We start from the raw sequence: 16,452 nt of genomic DNA, 5'->3' as shown, positions 1-16,452 counted from the left end.
TTGGTGATATGAGGTATTCAGGTAAGTGCAGGAGGCAATGTGCCATCCAGGTATAGAAGGAATGATCTGTGGAGCAGGTGAGAGCAGAGTTTGCTGAAGCGATTTTCGACGCGATCCGTCAGTGCCACGAATTTGGTTACCACCCAACAAAGTGGGAAGCCATGAATCGCGCGCAGCATCCGGTTGAAGCGTCGATAAAGCTGGTTCAGTCCCCTGAATTCCAAGATGGATTCAGAAAGTTACTACGAGAGGGAAGGGAGCACCTGACCGTCGAGTCGATAATGCTCAGGCCCGAATTCGCAGCTCTATTCAATGGAGAGCTGCTGCAGGCCGCAAGGTGGCGTTTGCAGGCGGCTCCTCGTTAATCCAGGGCCTATTGCGCGCCGGTGCTCCATCCGCCGAGGCCGGCGAACAGGTCGATTACTGTGGTCATGGTGGTTTCCGTATAATTCGTTGTTAAAACACGCTAACGAAATTGTCGAGAGCATCCGAGCAAGCGACCCTTTACCGAACTAGTTGTTTTCGATAGAGTTTGCGCCTCTGGGTGATTGCAAAAAAATGTAAAAATTGGCTAACTGGGTGCGGTGTTAAAATGTCTATGGATGATATGACGGCAAAAAACCAGGAAAGGAAGTGGTGGCCTGGAAACAGAGAGTCTTACTTTAGTAAGATTTTCTATATGTTGTGTGCGTATGTTTTTATTGGTCTTCTGCTTTACTGTGCATTCTCAATTATTCCTCCGATCAAAGGTATTTTGATGAAGAAGGAGGAAATAATGGCTGCGCAACTTACAGGGTTGCAGCGGATACCAAAAATTGAAGAGGCTATTCAGAGAATGGAGGAAAGGCAAGCGACCCTGACCTCAAAGTCAATGGATGAGCGCTTGTCAAAAATCGAAGGTGCAGTGACTAAAGGTGATTTGAGCCTTGAGGAGATTAAAGAGCTGTCTCAGCTTGCTGAAGAGGTTAAAATTTTGAAAGGTTTCCTTGTTAAGGATCCATCGGCTTTCTTTGAATTAAAGGAGCTGCAGTCTAACTACAAGGCTCTGGTGTCAGATCAGGCTAAGTACGCGGTGAAAGACGTTGTTGACTCCCAGATCACCATGATGCAGTGGGTTGGGGGGATTTTTATGGGTATTGTCTTGGCCGTGATATTCAGTCCTCTTGCAACGAAAACCAAAGCTACAAGGCCTCTTAAGAAGGGCAATGCTAGCGATGGTCAAGGAGACGCGGCTGAGGAGGAGTCGCCATGATAGCGCTTGTTACATTGATGTTGTCTGTGAAGGAATTAAGCGAAGAGCGAAAGAGCACAGTGCAAAGTTTGGCTCGCAGTTTAGGTTTTGACACGCATGTTGAAAGTGATCAAGGGAAGAGGTTGTCTTTACCTGAGATGGTCTTTTGCGGTAAGTTTGAAGGTGAAACGGCTGCAAAAATAAGAGATGATGTTAATCAGCAAGTTGCTGATGCCCTAGATAGGGCTGCAGTGAGGGCAAGGTTTATGGTTCTGGTTAGTAACGGCTATGCGTGGGCGTTACGAAACTCATGACCAGGCCTCTGATAAAATTTATACGTTAGCGCTCTGCTCTCTGTTGACTCCAGGCTCCTACGGCGCCTTGGCGGCCCCTGCTCCGTCGAGCTTTGTGTCGGCAGGGATAGCGATCCAGCTGAACACCTTCAGGTAGTTAGGTTTGGCCGTTTCCCTCAGGTCGATGTAGGTGGCTGTGATCACCTAGGTCAGGTGCTCGGCCCGGTAGCTGCCCTGCGGCCCGGCAAGTCCGCTCCAGTCGCGCCCGCATGTTATGGGGTTTGCGCTTGCTCATTGCCGCACGCCTTTGGTGGCGGCACCGGCCTCCATCGCATCAACAAATCGCATGGCCGCCTGGTGACTGAAGCAGAAGCCTTTGGTCTTGCCGGTGGCGATCTCGATGATGTGCCAGGCCTTGCCCTTGGCGACCGCCTGGTACAGAGGGCGAGCGGTAGGAGCGGGCAGGCCAATCAACCCGTAGAACTCGGCAGTAGCCATGAGCGAGCGTGCACGCAGGGCGGCCAGGCCGTCCACGCGCTGTTGCATGGATTGGTGCATGGGATGTTCCTCGTGGGAATCAAGCGTGGTAGTCGAATGACTCTGCTTTGCGTAGAACGCGGACCTGGGCGATCCGGCGTTCGGGTACTCGGCGATCGCGGCGCATGGGGTCGCTGTCGCCGATGGCGGCGTGAGTGGCGACCAGTGCGGCGAGCAGGAAGCACATCGGGCTGATGATGTTGCGGCGCATGGCCTCGGCGACCAGTGCTGCCCGGCGGGGTACGTCGAGCTTGAACATTGCGGCGGCGATGCGCTTCTCGACGCCGCCCTCGCTGATGCCGAAGTGTCGGGCGATCTGCTTGGATGTCATGCCTTGGGCAACATCGAGAACACACTCCAGTTCGCGGGGCGCAAGACCGCGCCCAAGATGGCCCATCCAAGAGCCGCTTGTGATCGTGTCCATGGGTTATCTCGGTTGTGCGCTTTCCAATGCCTTGCGCAGATCAATGACCAGCGCTGTGGAAATGGTTATGCCTCGCGCTGCCGGCGGGGGCACCTGTTCAAAGCGAGCCGTCAGATGCTCGATGACGCGAAGGCGTTGCAGAGCTACATCGACGGGCGGGCCCGTTATGGCTTGACCATGGCCGAAGAAGCTCAACTGCTCTATGGCAACGGTAAGCGTCTACCGGCTATGATCCATGACCGCTCTTACCCAAGCCTCTTTAGCTGGTGGTGCAGCGTCAGCACCATACCAGCTAGGGTCGCGCAGGCGGTATGTTCATCCATGCCTTCTTTCTTTGCATCTGATAAGAAGCGTTCGATATACGTATCGTTGTTTGCGAGCCTTGCTTTACCGTTAGGACTGGAGAAGTAGGATCTGACCCAGTCTTGATCCTGACTCTTAAACCGTGCTGTGGTCTCCTGAATGGCCCCTCTGGCGGTGTTCTCAAAGTGTACGGCAGAGCTGCATTGTCTCCGTGATATCTTTTCCATCACATCGTTGATGGCTACGTAAGGAACCATAGCATCGATTAATTTGGACTTGTCGTACTCCGCCATCGCTTGCAGCGGATGCGCGAAGCAAAGGCTGAAATAAATTACCCAAGATGATCTTGAATGCATGTCTATCTCCGGCAAGAGAGTGCTATGTCGTGAGAATAGAATCAATAGAGGATAATGCAAGCTTGGTCTGTATGATGACATGCGACTGCGCACTAACGGCGCCACATTCATTTGGTTTAGCTTGGATATCGTTCTTGTCTTTGTGAATCAGGGGAGTAACTGGATTGGAACTGAGGGCCTTTGAAATTATGCTAGCCACCTGACCATTCGCAGGCCTGGATCGCTTGGTAATGCGATAATTTGCCATCCATTCTGCAATCCTGTTTTCGGAAGTACTCGTAGATATGTCCACTACTGTCCGCTTTGCTGTGCCCGAAGATGCACGCTTCTTACCGCCAATTGAGAGTTCTGCTGCGCAAGCGTTTCGTGTTTTCAAGGGGTTAAGCTGGCTCGCTGATTCTCCCCCTATACCCGTTGAACGACATCTTGAGCTTATCAAACGCTCGATGTGCTGGGTGGCTATTGATGCCGATAATCGCCCGCAGGGCTTTCTCAGTGCTGATCTTTACGGTAGAGACCTTCACGTCCATGAGCTTTCCGTCCGCCAGACCATGCAGGGACATGGGATAGGACGAAAACTCGTACAGGTAGTGCAGGAATTTGTTGGGTTGAAGGGGTTGCGTGCGGTGACTCTTACGACCTTCAGACACGTACCGTGGAATGCTCCATTCTACTCTCGTCTCGGTTTTCAGATTGAGTCCGAGCAGCAGGTCGATGAAAGGCTGTCAACACTGTTGAGTGAAGAGTATGAACACGGATTTCCCGCGGGAAGCAGATGTGCGATGGTTTGGAGAGCAGGCGAAGAGTTTTGAAGAGGCACGTATAGCCTCCAGTCGCAGGCTATACGATGCTTGAAAAGGAATACTCGAGTGCGTTGTGGCTGGGCGCCGAACAAGTGAAGCGAAGCCGTTGATCTATGGTTTCATTACCAAAGCGCGGTAAACGACAGTCAAGATCCGAAGAGGTGAGCAGTTAGTTTCTATTTACGGTTTAGCAGTTGCGCACTGCGTGGAGCAGACGGAAACCCGCGCCGGTCGCCTGTAGACCGTCTTTACGGCGTGCGAAATATCGGTGATTGATTGCGCTAGCGTCTAGATTTTCTCGTAAGGTAAAACCGATCGAACTGAGTAGCGCGCTCATTTCCTCTGGGTCAAAGCTTGAGAGCCATGGTTCTCCCATCTGAGCAAACAGATTCGCAGCATGACTTTCAATTACTCGTTCAATTGGAGGAAGCCGCTCCGGTGAGACCCGATAATCGAAAACTATTTGGCTTCCCTCCGGCAAATGGGCCAGCGACTTTAGCGTTTCGACGATCTGTTCTCTCGTGAGGTAAGGGGTCACGCCAAGCCATGCAACAAAGACAGGTTGTTGTGCTTCCAGCCCGTTCTCGACCAGGCATGGTAGCAACGCGTCTTTGCGCAGATCACATGGAACATAGCGTACCGAATTGGCGCCCGAACTTAATCCACCTATCGCTTTTCTCTTTTGCTCTTGGGTAGTGTGGAGGTCTACCTCGAATACAACCAGGCTCTCGTCCTCGTTACGTAGCGCATAGGTGTCGAGTCCAGCCCCAAGAATCACATATTGGCGTAGATCCATGTTCCTGGAGTTCAACAGCAAGTCTTCGCTGTAGCGGCTGCGTGCAACAACGGCTGCCCGCAAAGAGCGCATCACGGGCTCATTGAACTGAAACGGATCTTTTTGCAGCATGCTTTGGACGGGTGAGGGCAACACCTCGAGCGCGTATGGATCGTCAAAAACGACCGGGTCGTCCAGTAATTGATGGACGGCACGCGCCATTGCCACACGTAGCGCTGAGGAGGGGCGGTTGGGGATATCTTGCGAGGTCACAGTAGTGCTCCGGTGAATGGTTTCGCCGGCACTGTAAAGCCTCCCCTTAGCGTGAGGGTCAAGCCTGTTTCTGAAGGTGCTTTCCAAGCCATTCTCGAACGCGTGCAGGAACCGGATGCCCGATCTGCAAGATAGGCTCACAGCGGTAGGCCATCTGGAGCTTTCTGGCGAGCGCGCAATTGCCTCTGGTCATCTTGTCTACAAGCGAATGGTATTGCGTTATCAGGCTGTCGATTTCCAGCGGACTCACTGAGTCGCCGGCCTTGAGCAATTGGTCGGCGCGGCGGCCGAATTCACTCCACTCCCTGGCAAGTCTTTTATCCAGGCTAAGGATGTCTTCCTCGGTCAGATGACGTCGCAATGCATCCATGCGCAACTCTATGGCCGGAGTGATGTAGGCAAGCAGGCTCGTGTCCAGTCCGACGTGGTCACGCTGACCATGGTCTTTTTCATGCAGATTGCTCCATCTTCTTGCTACCTCAATGTCTCCATCCATCCATAGCATTGCTGCATCCATCCAGCGTGCGGCCAAACGCTGGACCTTCGGCTTGTGGTAGTCCAAACCCTCTGCCATTACCGCCTGGAGTTCTTCTATCAGGCGTTCGAACAGATTTCGAGCAAGAGCCCAGCGCCCAAGAATTTTCAGTAGCTCAGCTTCCGTGAACGCTTTGCGATAGTGTTCAAGTAGTGTTACGGCGTTGGGCCAGGGGAAGCGATCATTGACTATGCCGGCGGTCAGCCCAGCGGCAAGGACAGACAGCTTCGCTTTGCGCTGTTTCATCAGCGCCATATCTTCATCGATCCGAGAGAGCTGGATTGAAATGGCTTCTATGCTCTGCTGGCTAGGAGTGGTCAGGAGGCGCTTAATGCTCTCCAGCGACAGTCCTGTCTCTTGGAGTGTTTGGATTGCGTTTATTTGCTCAACCGCGGACTCGGCGTAGAGACGATACCCCGCCTGCGTGCGTGCAGCTGGCTTGATGAGGCCTATTTCATCATAGTGATGGAGGGTTCTAATGGTTACCTTGCAACGGCGCGCTAGGGCCCCTACCTGATAGAGTGGTGGTATTCCCATTTTCACTCATTTCCCGAATATATGAGCGGCGCATTATACGGGCCATGGAGCAGCGTGCAGCCCATAGCCCTGCCTTCTTTTGGGCTGATTTTGGGGGGCAGGGGTACGGCAGGAGGATAACGTCACGCTTATGCCATCTACAATTGTATGTTCGACAACTGGGATGTATCGGTGAAACGTACGCTCGAAGGAATGGTTGCTGCAGGTGAGGAGTTACTTCGTCAGGCGCTTGATGCCAATCGACGCCTGCAGCGCCGGCTGGCCGTCCCGCCGCCGGATGTAATAGGGCTGTTTCTTCGGCCCACCCTCATCAACCCACTCGTACCAGCCGTCGATAGGCGTAATAGCCCGATGCGGCCAGATGGCCCGGAAGAACGGGCCGTGAGCGACCTTCTCGACGCGGGCATTGATCGGCGCGGCGCGATCGTTTGCCCAGTGCGGCCGCCACCCCCACCTCACCAGGTCCGCCCGCGGCCCTCCCTCATCAAAGCGCAGCACAGCAACGGGCGTAGTAGGCGCAACATTGTACCGCTGCAGCGCCTGGTCACCGACGTTGTTCCTCCACACCTCCGGCATGCTCAGCACTTCAACGAAGTCGTGAATGCCCCGGTACTGGGTCAGCCGTCCACACATTTCCCGTCCCTCCTGCTCGAGCACAAGGCATAGCCCGCCAGGCGGTACTGGCGCGGGCTGCGCGTGCAATGCTCAAATACTGTATCGATATACAGTATTGGTGCCGTATGTACTTCCTCCTTGTTCGCCGTCGAGTGCGCGGCGTTGCGATCCCCAATGGACAACTGACGAAGATCCAGCCGATTCGCGCTGACGTTCACATCGAGTACGGACACAGTTCGGTACTCGGTCGGCAGTGCCTGGGTGCCTGGGTATTCAACCCAACCCCAGGGCCTGACGTTATCCCGCGCCTGCACGACGCGCGCGTGACCGGGATGGCCCAAGGCGGAATGAACGTCACGGGTATCGAGGAGGTGGATTGTGTGCCCTATGCGCAATCGTGGTGGTGTCGTGCGCAGTAGCGCGGCGGGCATCCCGCAGCCCTGGATGGACGAGCTCAATGACCAGGTCGCGATGATCACCGATCCAGACGGGCGGGCCAGGGTTCTTTGCGAGATGGTATTTGCCGCCCGGCGCCGGGCGGATGTGGATGCGCGCGGTCTTTCCGACATGCTGGAGTTTGTCGAGTCGGCCCGGCTGTGGGCACTGCTCGAGCATGAGTTTGATGCGGGGAGAGAGTCGCACTAGCCAGGACGGCTGGCGTTTCGGCTGGATGCGGGGGAGGGGGCGGTTGTCTAAAACTCCGCCGAAGCTTCTCGGTTTTACTGGTCGAAGCTCGCCCAAAGTCGCCAATGCATATTAGACAGCATCGACGCATAGGCCGCATGAGGCGCGGCCTTAGGTCTGTTTTTACCGCTACTGCTGCACTACTGTATCTGCTCAGCGGAATGAGACTGAGTCAGTCTCCGGTCCAGCTCTCGTCGACAATCACCTTTCCGTTAATATCGGTCTGGCGGACAGACTGCGACCTGCGGAAACCATTGACTGCGGTGTGGTCTCGATGGACTACGGCGCCGACGATTTGTCCCTGGGAATCAACCACTGAATACTCAGTGATGTCCTCTTCGGCTATGAAGCCCTTCGAGTGGGAACTGATGAATTTCAACGATTCTCCTGCGTTCAACTTGACTCGGCTCTGCATCTCGATCGCTCCTTGATGTGTGGGAGAATGAACCGTACCACAGTGGCATTCGGCCTGCACGGACCCTCAAAATCGATTCCAAAACTAAAACGGCGACCCTTGCGGTATGCGGCTTGTAGCTGTGCTATTTAACCCTTGTTTTGGAATTGATTTCGCCTTCCGATGCGCGCCACACATGGGGTTATATAACGGTCTTGAAAACCGCTGACGAGGGATCAAAATCAGTTCCGCAACTCGATACAGACCCCTTGATTTTAAAGGGCCGCAGGCCATCTAGAATCAGGCCGGTGCGGAAATTGAAATCTCGTAAGGTATTGAAATAAAAGGAAATGCATCGCGGATTGCAAATCCGTCTACGCCGGTTCGATTCCGACCTCGGCCTCCACCATTCGAAAGCCCCGCAGATTAACCTCTGCGGGGTTTTTCTTTATGGGTCCAAAAAGCCAAGAGTTCCGAAACAAAAGGCATGGGGCATGCGCTACACCGGACCCGCAACAGAAGGCCATATCGCGGCAGTTGAAAAAGTTTGTGGGGGAGGAGATTGCGTCAGACCATGACTGCTGCCATGGCATGGGGGCGGCAGCGCGCCCTGGACTGGATCACTGAGCGCTTTCCGCCTGCGCCTATCGGCCTTGAAGTTAAACCCTCTGGACGCAGGCCTTCACGTACTTTCAGATAAGGATGCTGGAAAACGGAACGCTCTTGAAATGACATCAGTCGTATCTTCATCGGAGGCGCATTTGAGGCGCACAATTGGAGAGAATGATGAGCCTTCAGTCCATAAGCCATAACCTGTACGAGCACACCTACCTTGGGTACCAGGCATCTATCTACGTGCTGTGGGAGGCTAGCCTTGATTTTCCCACCGGGATGCTGGTTGAAGTAGGGAGACCAGGCGCTACGGCGCGCACGATGCGTGTGAATCGGCCATTCTCCTCCCCGTTTGAAGCAGTTATCGAAGGAAAGGTAATGGTCGAACAGTACGTGCAGAGTCAGAACGGCTGAGCATGATTGGCACGCACAGCTTTCAGGTCCGCTAGATGGCATTACCAACCCTCGAGCCTCGAAGGCTCGGGGTTGGGCTGCGCTGAATGCCTTCTGCTACAAGCACGCCAAACTAAGAAAGTCGTTCGACCAATGGCAATGCATTTACCTGGGGTCGAGCGAACAGAAATCCTTGCATCAAATCAATCCCCAATGCTGCCAATGCCTGGCACTCTGCATCTGTCTCAATCCCCTCGGCGATCAGCGTAATGCCCAGCCTTTCGGCCACCAGAACGATACCCGCGACGATGGCTTGCCGAACCGGATCCTGGCTGATTCTCCGCGTGAGTGCCATATCCAGCTTCAGTACGTCTGGCTGAAATTCTGCGAGGAGGTTCAAGCCTGAGTAACCCGAGCCGAAGTCATCTATCGCAGTGGTGAAGCCCTGTCGGCCGTATTCCTTGAAGATTGCTTTCAAGTGCTCGGTATCGTCGATCCGCTCACCCTCGGTCACTTCGAACATGAGCTGATTGGCAGGGAAGTCGAATGTCCGGGTGGCTTCCAGGGTAGCTCGGATACAGGTACTGGCACGGTAGACGGCGTTGGGCAGAAAGTTGATGCTCAATTTACAGTCCGCATGCCGTCCCAGTCCTAGTGCTGCCGCTTGCTCGATGGCCTTCACTCGACAGGCCTGATCGAAACGGTACAGATTATCGGGCGACACCTTGGCCAGGATTTGCGCAGCGCTTTCACCGCTTGGACCGCGAACCAATGCCTCATAGCCATACGGCCTACCTGAAGGAACGTGAATGATGGGCTGGAAGGCCATCGTAATGTCGAAACCCAGGCTCGCAAGGTCGCGACATTGGGAGCAGCCAATCGCTAGAAAGGGCTGGGGGAAGACGGGCTTGCTCATGGGTTATCGCCGAGGTGCGTGAGTACGACTGTTGAGAACGCTTGAATTCACAACAAGTTCCAATTTGTACCCACTCGCCTTGGCTCAGGGGCAGTCTGCCGTGAGCTGGCGTTAGGGCGAACTGTGTTCTAACGGCGTCGGACCTTCGGGAGGTTATTTGTGGGCTAGAAACCTGTTTCTTGTACATGGTCTTCGGTGGCGTACAAGATTCAGGGCCGCCTGTCAGACTGCGACGGATTTTGACGCCAATTTTATGAATGTCGCCGGAGGCAACGCTAATGTGGGTACGTCACTTACATTAACGCGTATGTCGAAGGAGGCCGGCATGATTATCAGAGGAGAGGTGTTTTGGGGCTGGGCCGACCCGACCCTGCATCACCGCGATCACGTAGAAGCGCTGGATGACGGAACCGTGATCGATGTTCAGGCGAGGCTGTCTCGAATAGGGGGCACGCAGCTTTTCATCGGCGTTTACTCGTCTTCAGGCGCCAGGCTTCTTGAAGAGGCCTACGATGAACGTCCTGGAGAGTCGATGACCCGCGCTCTTGCATGGGGTGTGGGACGCGCCAGGAGGATTGCGATGGAAGGGGCGCCCAGGAAGATTGCAGCCAGGGCATGACCCTTGAGGTTAACCACGAAGCCCAGCTCCGCGCTGGGCTTTTTGCATCTGGCGACACGACGCCCCCACAGTGCTCTCTCAAAGGGGGATACATGAAATACTGCTCGCATTGCTAGCCATGCCCGGCGTGGTTGGATGCTCATCGCCGGATGCATTGAGCAAACCCGGCTAGGTACGCTTTCCGAGCATCGACGATCCTTGCCTCACCGCAACCACTGGGCCTTGCCACCGATGTCCTGCACACCTCCCAACGCGATCTACGCCAAGCGCTTCGAAGCGGTGCTCACCCATATCCAGGCCAATCTCGAAGGTGACCTGTCGGTGAACACCCTGAGCGAGATCGCGAACTTCTCGACCTTTCACTTCCATCGGCAGTTCACTGCGTATGTCGGCGTGCCCGTCGCGCGATACGTGCAGCTGATGCGACTGCGTCGGGCTGGTCAACGACTGGCGGGGGATGACAGCCACTCGGTACTGGACGCTGCGTTGGACGCCGGCTTCGAAAGCCCCGAGGCGTTCAGTCGTGCGTTTCGCCGGGCCTTTGGCATGTCGCCGAGCACCTTTCGCCAGGCGCCGAGCTGGCAGCTGTGGAATGCGGTATTTGCCATTCCTCATTTTTCCAGGAGTATCGTCATGCAAGTCAGGATCGTGGACTTTGTCGAGGTCAAGGTTGTAGCGCTGGAGCACCATGGTGCACCGGCATTGTTGGACCAGACCGTCGGGCGCTTCATCGATTGGCGCAAGCGCACGGGCCAGTCGCCGGTGGAGAGCAGTCGCACGTTCGGCATCCCTTACGGCAACCCCGACACCACACCAGCGCAGGATTTTCGCTTTGCCATCTGTGGCGAGATCAATCAGCCGTTGGTGCCTGATGACGAAGCGGTGCGAGAGCTCATCATCCCTGCCGGGCGTTGTGCGGTGGTGCGTCATGTCGGCTCGCCGCATGCCATTGGCGAGACTATCTATCCGGTCTATCGCGACTGGTTGCCGGGCAGTGGTGAGGAACTGCGCGACCATCCGCTGTACTTCGAATACTTGAGCGTGTATCCGCAGACGCCGCTCGAGCAATGGCAGACGGATATCTACATCCCCCTGCGTTGAGCGCTGATCAATAGGTGGCGGTGATCGCCAGCGCCAGTTGTCGGTCGCTCATGAAGGGTGGTGTGGCGCTGGCGCGGTATTCACGGCGTGCCTGTTCGAAGCGAGCTCCGCGAATGGCGCCGTCGGAGCCGATGAAGGCGAGTGCGTCGACGCAGAAAAAGAAAAACCCGCCATTGGGGCGGGTTCAAGAACGTATCGAAGCCTGGTCACTATGCCCCTGTGAATGTCAGCATTTCGTGAAAGGCATGTCGACAGACTGTTTCTAGATGTGGCTGAGTTCCAGTCGGCTGATCACGCACACCGAGCCGTCTTCGGCGGCGGTGGAGTCGCTGTAGTCCACCTGGTTATACACGCCGCCATGGAAATTGAAGGCGCGGATGTTCCAGCTCTGGGTCATCTGCAGGACGCCAGTGCTGCCCGTACGGCCGTTGCAGGTGGCGCTGACTGTTGCCGCACCGGCGCTGGTGACGTCGATGCTGATCTCGAACGGGGTGTTCAGCGGCACGTCGGTCAGTACGTTGCTACTCAGCGGCGTGAGTTGGTTGAAGTCCTGGCGAAACCCCAGGGTGATCTTGCCCTTGTTCCAGAACACCTTGATCACAGGGCTGTCGTCGTCCTTGACGTGCATCTGCGAAATCACCACTTTTTGCGCCGAATTGACCTTTTCCAGGGTCATGCGCTGATGATTGCTGTGGCGGGTAGCGCTGGTCAGGGTCCAATAGCGCGCTTCCTTCCACTCGCAGCGGGTGCGGTGGGTGCTCTTGCTCGAAGCGCCGCGGGTCGGAGCGCTCATGCGGATCGAGCCGTCGCTGAGGCGGGCGATTACCTGGGTGAGGGTGGCCAGGGCCTGGGCCCCGGTCAGTTCCAGCGCCACCGGATTGCTGGGTGACTTGGGTACGGGCGTGGTGATGATGAGGTTTTCCATGTTCACGGCCATTGCTGTTCTCCTTGCAAAAAAGTCAGGTCCTACACCTAGTGCGAACCTGGGCGAGCGGCGCAAGTTTCAGCGAATCCATGAGCAGGCAAAAAAAAGCCCGCCATGGCGGCGGGCAAGACGTTCTGAAGGGAGCAGCGCAAGATTACGGCTTGCGCAGTTAAGCGAGCGTTAACCCGGTTCAATGATTGACCGCGACTTCCGATAAGCCTATACAGGCCCCCCTACACGGAGCTGCGCGATGCACGAAGAAGACGATCTCCCCGAACCTGAGCACGATCACTTGCTCGATCACGAATTTCTCTACGAGGACTTCGACCCTGAGGCCGATGCCCAGGGCGCCGAGGATGAGATCGAGGAAGACGAGGCGCTACAGGATGATCTCGATGATGACGAGCAAGACCATCCCGCCTGGCATGACCACCCCGACGACTGAGTCAGCGCCGGTCCAGCGAGAAGCGTCCGGCGCCTGTCACAGCCAATAGCAGCAGCCCGCCGATGATGCTCATGTTCTTGAAGAACTGGGTCATGTTGGCTGCGCGCGCAGGCTCGACCATGTTCCAGAACGGGTGGCCGATCAGCGCCGTGCCGAGCACGAACAGGGCGAACAGCAAAGCCAGTGGTCGGGTGTAGAAACCGAGTATCAGGAGGATGGCTACGAAGAACTCCATGATCACTGCGACCGCCGCCGCGACCGTCGGGGCTGGGGCGCCCAGGGATCCGAGATAGCCCACGGTGCCTTCGAAGCCGGTGAGTTTGCTCCAGCCAGAGAGGACGAAGAGGATCATCAAGAGGATGCGCGCCAGAAGGATGATGGCATCGCGTTGACCGTCGAAGAGGGTGTAGCGCATGTCTATGCTCCGGTGGACAGTGTCAGAATCCACTCTAGCAGGTGCGCAAGCCTTTGCTGCACGAACGAAAAAGGCGCCTGTTCAGGCGCCTTTGACGAGGAATATGGTGCGAGTGGTGGGACTCGAACCCACAAGGCTTGCGCCGACAGATTTTAAGTCTGCTGTGTATACCAATTCCACCACACTCGCACACTTGACCGGGTCACCGGGACCGGCACGCTTCAATGCTGAAGGGCCATACAATCAAGCGCGCTTTATAACCCATCGTTATAGGTGAGTCAACCGCGCTGCCCGTTCAGGGGCGAATCAGCTGGGCGATTTCGCGCATGTCGTCAGCGCTGTGGCGAAGGTCTTGCACCTGTTCCCCCATGGCGGTGGCATCGTCCTGATGCACCGAGTGGCGCAGAAAACGGGTGTGGCCATCGAGTGCCTGGCACAGGTGGTCGATCTGCCGGGCGGTGTGGCGCAGGTCGTCCTGCAGGCCCAGCAGACGGAAATTGATGGCCATATAGGTTCCATGACAGGTGGAGGGCTGGGGTACTATAGGGTAATCCCCGGCTTGCTGTCATTGCGCCATATATCGGACACTGATGCCGTGCACTAAGCTCTTCTACAGTTCCTCTTGTCGTGCTCGTGGAGCCCGCATGGTTTCGACCGATCGTCCTGCCCCGCCGCTCATGACCGCCAATCGCTACGAACAGCTGGTGCAGGCGGTGGTGGATTACGCCATCTACATGCTCGATCCGACCGGTCACGTCGTGTCCTGGAATCCAGGGGCAGAGCGGATCAAGGGCTACCGTGCCGACGAGGTGATCGGTCGGCATTTCTCGTTGTTCTTCACGCCACAGGATTGCGCCGAAGGTCGCCCGGCACGCCTGCTGCGCCAGGCGCTGGAACAGGGCGTGGCGCAGGACGAAGGTTGGCGAGTGCGCAAGGACGGTACGCAGTTCTGGGCCCTGGCGGCGCTGGATGTGGTGCGCGATGAGCATGGCGAGATCATCGGCCTGGCCAAGGTGACGCGCGATATCACGGATCGGCGGGAGTCGGCGTTGCAGCTCGACGCGATGCGGGCGCAACTGTTCCAGGCGCAGAAGCTCGAGGCCCTGGGGCAACTGACCGGTGGCCTGGCCCATGACTTCAACAACCTGCTGACCATCATCCTCAGCTCGGCGCGACTGGCGCGCGCCAGTGGCGACCCGCAGCGGATAGAGCGCCTGCTCGAACACATCCTCGACGCCGGGCAGCGTGGCGCGCAATTGACAGGCCAGTTGCTCAGCTTCGCTCGCCACCGGCAACTGAACATCAGCACCATCTCCCCTGACGAGTTGGTTGCGTCCACTCGTAGCCTGGTGGAGCACGCCTTGCCTGACGGCATCGACCTCATCGCGCAGGTGGCGCCAGAGGTGCCGACGATCGAGGTGGATGCCGGGCAGTTGCAGATGGTCTTGCTCAACCTGCTGTTCAATGCCCGTGATGCCATCAGTGGCGAGGGGACGATCGGCCTGGACGTGACAGTCGTTGAACTGGCGGGTGAGGTAGAGGCGCTGCACGGGCGCTTCCTGCGTTTCGATGTGCAGGACAGCGGCCACGGGATCGATGCGCAGGTGCTGCCGCGAATCTTCGAACCTTTTTTCACCACCAAGGCTTTTGGTAAGGGAACCGGGCTGGGGTTGAGTCAGGTCTATGGTTTTGCCAAGCAGAGCAATGGTGCGATCTGCGTAGCAAGTTCGGTCGGTGAGGGCACGCGCATGAGCCTTTACCTGCCGGTTTCATCGAAAGTGCCCGAACCCTGAGACACGAGGTGGACAGTACGTCATGGTAGAAACACTCAAGCGACTGGCGACCGGTATCGAGGGCCTGGATGCGCTGCTCAAGGGCGGCCTGGTAGCCGGATCCTCGTACATCGTCCAGGGGCCGCCCGGGGCGGGCAAGACCATCCTCGCCAACCAGTTGGCCTGCGGCCATGTGCGTGACGGCGGGCGGGTACTGGTGGCGACACTGCTCAGCGAGTCCCATGAGCGCCTGTTCAAGTACCTCTCGACCCTGGAGTTCTTCGATCAGACGCTGGTGGGCGACCAGATTCAGTTCGTCAGTGCCTTCGATACGTTGCAGGACGAAGGGCTGGAAGCGGTGGTGCGTCTGTTGCGCCAGGAGATCGCCAGGCAGCAGGCCAGCTTATTGATCGTCGATGGCCTGCTCAATGCTCGGGCGCGGGCCGAAACCAGTCTCGATACCAAGAAATTCGTCGCTGAACTGCAAGGGCACGCGGCATTTGCCGGCTGCACGGTGTTGCTGTTGACCAGCGCTCGCCTCGATGAGGGCAGCCCGGAGCACACCATGGTCGATGGCGTCATCGAGTTGGGTGAACAGCTCGAGGGCAGCCGCGCAGTGCGTCATATACAGTTGCGCAAAACCCGAGGCAGCGGCGCACTGTCGGGGGTTCATGAATGCCTGATCAACGAGGCAGGGCTGCAGGTCTATCCGCGCCTGGAGGCGTTGTACAGCCACCCGAGCAACCTGGGTTCTGACACCTTGGTGCGTATCACCACGGGTGTGAAAGCGTTGGACGGGATGCTCGATGGTGGTCTGGCCGAAGGGTCGGTGAGCCTGCTCATGGGGCCGTCGGGAGCGGGCAAGTCATCCCTTGGGCTAGGCTTTCTTGCAGCGGCCACGCCTGAGGCGCCGGCGCTGCATTTTGGTTTCTACGAGCCGCCTGCTCGCCTGAGGTTGAAGGCTGCCTCGCTGGGCTACGACTTTGCCGAAATGGAACGCCAGGGGGCCTTGCAGCTCAGCTGGCAACCGACCACCGAGGGCTTGCTCGATCAGGTTGGCGCACGCTTGCTCGCGCAGGTGCAGGCGTTGGGGGCGAGGCGTGTGGTGATTGACAGCCTGGGCGCCTTCGCTCGACTCGCTTTCGATCAGGCGCGGCTCAACGGTTTCTTCCGAGCCCTGACCGGCGAGCTGCGCGCACGGGGTGTCAGTGTGATGCTGACCTGGGAGATGCGCGACCTGTTCGGCTCGGAAATCACGTCACCGGCACCGGACCTGTCGAGCATCGTCGACAACCTGTTCCTGATGCGTTTCGTCGAACTGGAGTCGCAGCTGCGGCGTGTGTTGTCGATTCTCAAGGTCCGTGACAGCCACTATGATCCGGCACTCCACGAGCTGGCTATCGGCGCCGATGGCATTACCCTGCGCAACGCATTCGCGGCGGCCAGCGGTGTGCTGTCGGGCACGGCCGTACCCCAGGGGGACCGCTGACGGTA

Annotated in this window: 21 protein-coding genes, 1 tRNA gene and 3 pseudogenes; 12 read left to right on the top strand and 13 right to left on the bottom strand. The window is 57.1% G+C overall.

The annotated features are described in order from the left end of the window. Positions 1 to 68: 68 nt before the first annotated feature. The 3 genes from VA602_RS04125 (at position 69) to VA602_RS04115 (ending at position 1,545) form a co-directional block, all read left to right on the top strand. The gene (locus VA602_RS04125) at positions 69 to 365 is read left to right on the top strand and encodes a hypothetical protein (RefSeq protein ID WP_323452558.1); all 297 of its coding nucleotides are present in this window, start codon (positions 69 to 71) and stop codon (positions 363 to 365) included. A 227-nt stretch (positions 366 to 592) separates the two neighbouring features. Next, positions 593 to 1,252: a hypothetical protein gene (locus VA602_RS04120; protein ID WP_323452557.1), complete on the top strand. Its 660-nt coding sequence runs from the start codon at positions 593 to 595 to the stop codon at positions 1,250 to 1,252. Further along, positions 1,249 to 1,545, top strand: coding sequence for a hypothetical protein (locus tag VA602_RS04115; protein WP_323452556.1), 297 nt, complete (start codon positions 1,249 to 1,251; stop codon positions 1,543 to 1,545). The genes VA602_RS04120 and VA602_RS04115 overlap by 4 nt, the downstream gene beginning before the upstream one ends. A gap of 270 nt (positions 1,546 to 1,815) precedes the next feature. Here the strand turns inward: VA602_RS04115 and VA602_RS04110 are convergent, their stop codons facing one another. Beyond that, entirely contained in the window at positions 1,816 to 2,082 is a 267-nt protein-coding gene (locus tag VA602_RS04110; RefSeq protein ID WP_125929513.1) for a hypothetical protein, read from the bottom strand. A gap of 19 nt (positions 2,083 to 2,101) precedes the next feature. Then, positions 2,102 to 2,485 (bottom strand): response regulator transcription factor, encoded by a 384-nt coding sequence (locus tag VA602_RS04105; RefSeq protein WP_323452555.1) that lies wholly within the window; start codon positions 2,483 to 2,485, stop codon positions 2,102 to 2,104. 90 nt (positions 2,486 to 2,575) lie between these two features. Here VA602_RS04105 and VA602_RS04100 point away from each other — a divergent pair. Then, positions 2,576 to 2,698, top strand: a pseudogene (locus VA602_RS04100) (phage major capsid family protein); the annotation flags it as partial. A gap of 32 nt (positions 2,699 to 2,730) precedes the next feature. Here VA602_RS04100 and VA602_RS04095 read toward each other — a convergent pair. Further along, positions 2,731 to 3,144 (bottom strand): hypothetical protein, encoded by a 414-nt coding sequence (locus VA602_RS04095; RefSeq protein ID WP_323452589.1) that lies wholly within the window; start codon positions 3,142 to 3,144, stop codon positions 2,731 to 2,733. A gap of 284 nt (positions 3,145 to 3,428) precedes the next feature. Here VA602_RS04095 and VA602_RS04090 point away from each other — a divergent pair, with 284 nt between their 5' ends. Next, positions 3,429 to 3,956, top strand: a complete 528-nt coding sequence (locus tag VA602_RS04090) for a GNAT family N-acetyltransferase (protein ID WP_323452554.1) — start codon at positions 3,429 to 3,431, stop codon at positions 3,954 to 3,956. Between the two features lie 178 nt (positions 3,957 to 4,134). On the opposite strand, the gene VA602_RS04085 is transcribed toward VA602_RS04090, so the two are convergent. The 3 genes and pseudogenes from VA602_RS04085 to VA602_RS04075 form a co-directional block, all read right to left on the bottom strand. Next, entirely contained in the window at positions 4,135 to 4,995 is an 861-nt protein-coding gene (locus VA602_RS04085; RefSeq protein WP_323452553.1) for a class I SAM-dependent methyltransferase, read from the bottom strand. A gap of 58 nt (positions 4,996 to 5,053) precedes the next feature. Next, positions 5,054 to 6,067 carry a MerR family transcriptional regulator gene (locus VA602_RS04080; protein ID WP_323452552.1) on the bottom strand — a complete coding sequence of 338 codons (1,014 nt, stop codon included), beginning with the start codon at positions 6,065 to 6,067 and terminating at the stop codon, positions 5,054 to 5,056. Positions 6,068 to 6,301: 234 nt separating this feature from the next. Continuing rightward, a pseudogene (locus VA602_RS04075) lies at positions 6,302 to 6,700 on the bottom strand (SOS response-associated peptidase); the annotation flags it as partial. Positions 6,701 to 6,807: 107 nt separating this feature from the next. Here VA602_RS04075 and VA602_RS04070 point away from each other — a divergent pair. Both VA602_RS04070 and VA602_RS04065 read left to right on the top strand, forming a co-directional pair. Further along, on the top strand, positions 6,808 to 7,101 hold the full coding sequence (locus tag VA602_RS04070; protein ID WP_323452551.1) for a hypothetical protein: 294 nt from the start codon (positions 6,808 to 6,810) through the stop codon (positions 7,099 to 7,101). Continuing rightward, positions 7,070 to 7,327, top strand: coding sequence for a hypothetical protein (locus tag VA602_RS04065; protein WP_323452550.1), 258 nt, complete (start codon positions 7,070 to 7,072; stop codon positions 7,325 to 7,327). Before VA602_RS04070 ends, VA602_RS04065 begins: the two co-directional genes overlap by 32 nt. A gap of 211 nt (positions 7,328 to 7,538) precedes the next feature. On the opposite strand, the gene VA602_RS04060 is transcribed toward VA602_RS04065, so the two are convergent. Continuing rightward, positions 7,539 to 7,781 (bottom strand): hypothetical protein, encoded by a 243-nt coding sequence (locus VA602_RS04060; protein ID WP_323452549.1) that lies wholly within the window; start codon positions 7,779 to 7,781, stop codon positions 7,539 to 7,541. 1,117 nt (positions 7,782 to 8,898) lie between these two features. After that, positions 8,899 to 9,681, bottom strand: coding sequence for an EAL domain-containing protein (locus VA602_RS04055; protein WP_153774863.1), 783 nt, complete (start codon positions 9,679 to 9,681; stop codon positions 8,899 to 8,901). 325 nt (positions 9,682 to 10,006) lie between these two features. On the opposite strand from VA602_RS04055, the gene VA602_RS04050 reads away from it, so the two are divergent. After that, positions 10,007 to 10,300: a hypothetical protein gene (locus VA602_RS04050; RefSeq protein WP_054892102.1), complete on the top strand. Its 294-nt coding sequence runs from the start codon at positions 10,007 to 10,009 to the stop codon at positions 10,298 to 10,300. Between the two features lie 231 nt (positions 10,301 to 10,531). Beyond that, a complete protein-coding gene (locus VA602_RS04045; protein WP_065862473.1) occupies positions 10,532 to 11,401 on the top strand; it encodes an AraC family transcriptional regulator in 870 nt (289 codons plus the stop codon). A 7-nt stretch (positions 11,402 to 11,408) separates the two neighbouring features. Here the strand turns inward: VA602_RS04045 and VA602_RS04040 are convergent. Continuing rightward, positions 11,409 to 11,537: pseudogene (locus VA602_RS04040) on the bottom strand (DUF2388 domain-containing protein); the annotation flags it as partial. Positions 11,538 to 11,663: 126 nt separating this feature from the next. Then, complete coding sequence (locus tag VA602_RS04035) at positions 11,664 to 12,338, bottom strand: polysaccharide lyase family 7 protein (RefSeq protein ID WP_323452548.1); 675 nt, start codon at positions 12,336 to 12,338, stop codon at positions 11,664 to 11,666. 238 nt (positions 12,339 to 12,576) lie between these two features. On the opposite strand from VA602_RS04035, the gene VA602_RS04030 reads away from it, so the two are divergent. Continuing rightward, on the top strand, positions 12,577 to 12,771 hold the full coding sequence (locus VA602_RS04030) for a hypothetical protein (protein WP_054892098.1): 195 nt from the start codon (positions 12,577 to 12,579) through the stop codon (positions 12,769 to 12,771). Between the two features lies 1 nt (position 12,772). Here VA602_RS04030 and VA602_RS04025 read toward each other — a convergent pair whose 3' ends face one another. From VA602_RS04025 to VA602_RS04015, 3 genes are all read right to left on the bottom strand, one after another. Further along, complete coding sequence (locus tag VA602_RS04025) at positions 12,773 to 13,186, bottom strand: DoxX family protein (RefSeq protein ID WP_054892097.1); 414 nt, start codon at positions 13,184 to 13,186, stop codon at positions 12,773 to 12,775. 104 nt (positions 13,187 to 13,290) lie between these two features. Then, positions 13,291 to 13,375 (bottom strand) — tRNA-Leu (locus VA602_RS04020). A 106-nt stretch (positions 13,376 to 13,481) separates the two neighbouring features. Beyond that, the gene (locus tag VA602_RS04015; protein ID WP_054892096.1) at positions 13,482 to 13,694 is read right to left on the bottom strand and encodes a hypothetical protein; all 213 of its coding nucleotides are present in this window, start codon (positions 13,692 to 13,694) and stop codon (positions 13,482 to 13,484) included. A gap of 136 nt (positions 13,695 to 13,830) precedes the next feature. Between VA602_RS04015 and VA602_RS04010 the strand changes: the two genes are divergently transcribed. Both VA602_RS04010 and VA602_RS04005 read left to right on the top strand, forming a co-directional pair. Then, positions 13,831 to 14,979, top strand: a complete 1,149-nt coding sequence (locus VA602_RS04010; protein WP_323452547.1) for a two-component system sensor histidine kinase NtrB — start codon at positions 13,831 to 13,833, stop codon at positions 14,977 to 14,979. Positions 14,980 to 15,001: 22 nt separating this feature from the next. Next, positions 15,002 to 16,447, top strand: coding sequence for an ATPase domain-containing protein (locus VA602_RS04005; protein ID WP_323452546.1), 1,446 nt, complete (start codon positions 15,002 to 15,004; stop codon positions 16,445 to 16,447). Positions 16,448 to 16,452: the final 5 nt, after the last annotated feature.

Origin of the sequence: Pseudomonas machongensis, from assembly GCF_034961125.1 — a bacterium.
GTDB classification, from domain to species: domain Bacteria; phylum Pseudomonadota; class Gammaproteobacteria; order Pseudomonadales; family Pseudomonadaceae; genus Aquipseudomonas; species Aquipseudomonas machongensis.
This window is presented reverse-complemented; position numbering and strand designations above follow the sequence as displayed.

What these genes read in the sequence shown, in the direction of transcription:
- VA602_RS04060 (WP_323452549.1), bottom strand. Translation starts at nt 7,781, where the DNA reads ATGCAGAGCCGAGTCAAGTTGAACGCAGGAGAATCGTTGAAATTCATC.
- VA602_RS04035 (WP_323452548.1), bottom strand. Translation starts at nt 12,338, where the DNA reads ATGGCCGTGAACATGGAAAACCTCATCATCACCACGCCCGTACCCAAG.
- VA602_RS04110 (WP_125929513.1), bottom strand. Translation starts at nt 2,082, where the DNA reads ATGCACCAATCCATGCAACAGCGCGTGGACGGCCTGGCCGCCCTGCGT.
- VA602_RS04105 (WP_323452555.1), bottom strand. Translation starts at nt 2,485, where the DNA reads ATGGACACGATCACAAGCGGCTCTTGGATGGGCCATCTTGGGCGCGGT.
- VA602_RS04080 (WP_323452552.1), bottom strand. Translation starts at nt 6,067, where the DNA reads ATGGGAATACCACCACTCTATCAGGTAGGGGCCCTAGCGCGCCGTTGC.
- VA602_RS04120 (WP_323452557.1), top strand. Translation starts at nt 593, where the DNA reads ATGTCTATGGATGATATGACGGCAAAAAACCAGGAAAGGAAGTGGTGG.
- VA602_RS04030 (WP_054892098.1), top strand. Translation starts at nt 12,577, where the DNA reads ATGCACGAAGAAGACGATCTCCCCGAACCTGAGCACGATCACTTGCTC.
- VA602_RS04090 (WP_323452554.1), top strand. Translation starts at nt 3,429, where the DNA reads ATGTCCACTACTGTCCGCTTTGCTGTGCCCGAAGATGCACGCTTCTTA.
- VA602_RS04015 (WP_054892096.1), bottom strand. Translation starts at nt 13,694, where the DNA reads ATGGCCATCAATTTCCGTCTGCTGGGCCTGCAGGACGACCTGCGCCAC.
- VA602_RS04005 (WP_323452546.1), top strand. Translation starts at nt 15,002, where the DNA reads ATGGTAGAAACACTCAAGCGACTGGCGACCGGTATCGAGGGCCTGGAT.
- VA602_RS04010 (WP_323452547.1), top strand. Translation starts at nt 13,831, where the DNA reads ATGGTTTCGACCGATCGTCCTGCCCCGCCGCTCATGACCGCCAATCGC.
- VA602_RS04095 (WP_323452589.1), bottom strand. Translation starts at nt 3,144, where the DNA reads ATGCATTCAAGATCATCTTGGGTAATTTATTTCAGCCTTTGCTTCGCG.
- VA602_RS04055 (WP_153774863.1), bottom strand. Translation starts at nt 9,681, where the DNA reads ATGAGCAAGCCCGTCTTCCCCCAGCCCTTTCTAGCGATTGGCTGCTCC.
- VA602_RS04065 (WP_323452550.1), top strand. Translation starts at nt 7,070, where the DNA reads ATGCGCAATCGTGGTGGTGTCGTGCGCAGTAGCGCGGCGGGCATCCCG.
- VA602_RS04070 (WP_323452551.1), top strand. Translation starts at nt 6,808, where the DNA reads ATGTACTTCCTCCTTGTTCGCCGTCGAGTGCGCGGCGTTGCGATCCCC.
- VA602_RS04115 (WP_323452556.1), top strand. Translation starts at nt 1,249, where the DNA reads ATGATAGCGCTTGTTACATTGATGTTGTCTGTGAAGGAATTAAGCGAA.
- VA602_RS04050 (WP_054892102.1), top strand. Translation starts at nt 10,007, where the DNA reads ATGATTATCAGAGGAGAGGTGTTTTGGGGCTGGGCCGACCCGACCCTG.
- VA602_RS04025 (WP_054892097.1), bottom strand. Translation starts at nt 13,186, where the DNA reads ATGCGCTACACCCTCTTCGACGGTCAACGCGATGCCATCATCCTTCTG.
- VA602_RS04045 (WP_065862473.1), top strand. Translation starts at nt 10,532, where the DNA reads ATGTCCTGCACACCTCCCAACGCGATCTACGCCAAGCGCTTCGAAGCG.